General features: G+C 57.9%; 1 protein-coding gene. It reads right to left on the bottom strand.

Annotated elements, in window-relative coordinates:
• Positions 1–1,073, bottom strand: a 1,073-nt coding sequence (locus tag YY7_RS0149860) for a poly(3-hydroxyalkanoate) synthetase (protein ID WP_035693344.1), incomplete at its 3' end; no start/stop codon positions are given.
• Between the last annotated feature and the right edge of the window lie 701 nt (positions 1,074–1,774).

Below are 1,774 nucleotides of genomic sequence, written 5' to 3'. Positions count from 1 at the left end.
GTCACGAAATAGGTGGCGCTTGCAATCCGGTCGTCGCCCTTCGCGGCCAGAAAAGCCGCCGTCGAGGCAAGCAGGGTTCCGCCGAGGCAATAGCCAATCGTGTTGACGCTACGCTCTCCGGTCGCGGACTCGATCGCGTCCAGTGCCGCCAACGGTCCCTCGAGCATGTAATGTTCAAAGCTCTTTTCAGCGAGCCTCTCATCGGGATTCACCCAGGAGATGACGAACACCGTGTGTCCCTGATCGACGGCCCATCTGATGAAGGAGTTGTTCGGCCGAAGATCGAGAACATAGAACTTATTGATCCACGGCGGCACGATGAGCAGTGGCCGCCTCCGAACTTCGCTGGTCGACGGCGCATATTGGATCAATTGCATCAACTCGTTCTGGTAGATGATTTTTCCTGGCGTCGTTGCGATGTTTTCGCCGAGACGGAACGCCTTCATATCGGTCATTGTAATCGCAAGCCGGCCATCGCCGCGCGCCAGATCGACGAGAAGGTTCTCCAAACCACGCAGCAGGTTTTGTCCGCCCGACTCCAGGGTCGCGGTGAGGACCTCGGGATTGGTCGCGACGAAATTGGAGGGCGACACAGCATCAACGAATTGGCGCGCGTAGAAATCGACCTTGCGAGCGCTGGCCTCGTCCATGCCTTTAATTGCGCGGATTGCAGAAAGAATCGACTTCGCCGCAACGAGATAACTGTCCTTCACAAAGTCGAAGATAGCGTTCTCGCTCCAGTCCGGATGCTTGAAGCGTTTGTCTTTCGGAGCATCGGCCTCGCCTGCACGCAGCATGAGCATGCGTTCCGCGGTTTTCTGCCAGATCCCTAGCGTGTCGTAGAATAGGTCGATCTGGGCGCGGGCGACTGCCTCCGGGTCGGTCATCATCCTCGTTGTGAGCTCGAAAAAGTCGAACCCGAGCGCTGACGGGTCGCCGATGCCGAACTTAACCGCGTCCGGCTGATGCGACACAAAGCGCTGCATCAGGAGCTGGCTTTGTTTTGCGATGTTCTGCAGTTGCGCCGCAAGGGCAATGGGATCCCAGGTGGGCTGGATCTGTTTGTCGGCCATCGCTCCCTCCCAGCCGTTGTCAGGCTTTACCAGAGCCGTTGGGGTCGCTTCCAAAGCTTAACACCTACCGCATGCGGTTGAAGAATGATGAATCTCGGTTTCGCCGTCAGACCGACCTTGGGTGATTGGCCGCGGAAACACCACCGTTGTCGGAAGACGACCGGGCAAGGGCCGCTGAGCCGTTGTTGCAATGCAGCTAAACGTTGTGCGTTGCGAGACTTCCTGCTTCTCTCATCGCTATTTCGCCCAATGAAGAGGCCAGCGGAGCTTCTGTCTCCGCAATGCTCCAAGGAGGAGCCCACGCGCAATTTGTCGCAAGTCGGGCTTCTTCTTCGCCGCTGCAACTCTCTAAACATCAGAATCACGCATTGACTATGACGCTCGCTCTTGCCGCGCGGACGCAGTGATGGATAAGGGGCGGTTCTGCCTCCGCTCTCGAGGCAAGCGCACTCCGAAAGACGGAAAAGCTCTCTCACAGCATTCCACAACGCGTGATTTGTGAACGATCGTGGCTGGTCCGCACCTGTCAACTGACGAAGCCTGAGCCTAGGTCGGGCTCTGGAGGAAAAGCGGACTAGGCTCGCGCCTGACAGGCACTTCGGAGTCTGGTGGAGTCGAGATGTGGCGCGGTGGCTTTAGGCTACACATATCTGTTGCCGCCCCTTTCGTCTGGCGGTGCCTTAGTGGTGTAGCCGTGACTC

The organism is Bradyrhizobium elkanii WSM2783 (genome assembly GCF_000472865.1).
In the GTDB taxonomy this organism is placed as follows: Bacteria; Pseudomonadota; Alphaproteobacteria; order Rhizobiales; family Xanthobacteraceae; genus Bradyrhizobium; species Bradyrhizobium elkanii_A.
The sequence above is the reverse complement of the archived record's forward strand: the minus strand, read 5'-3'. Positions and strand labels throughout refer to the sequence as shown.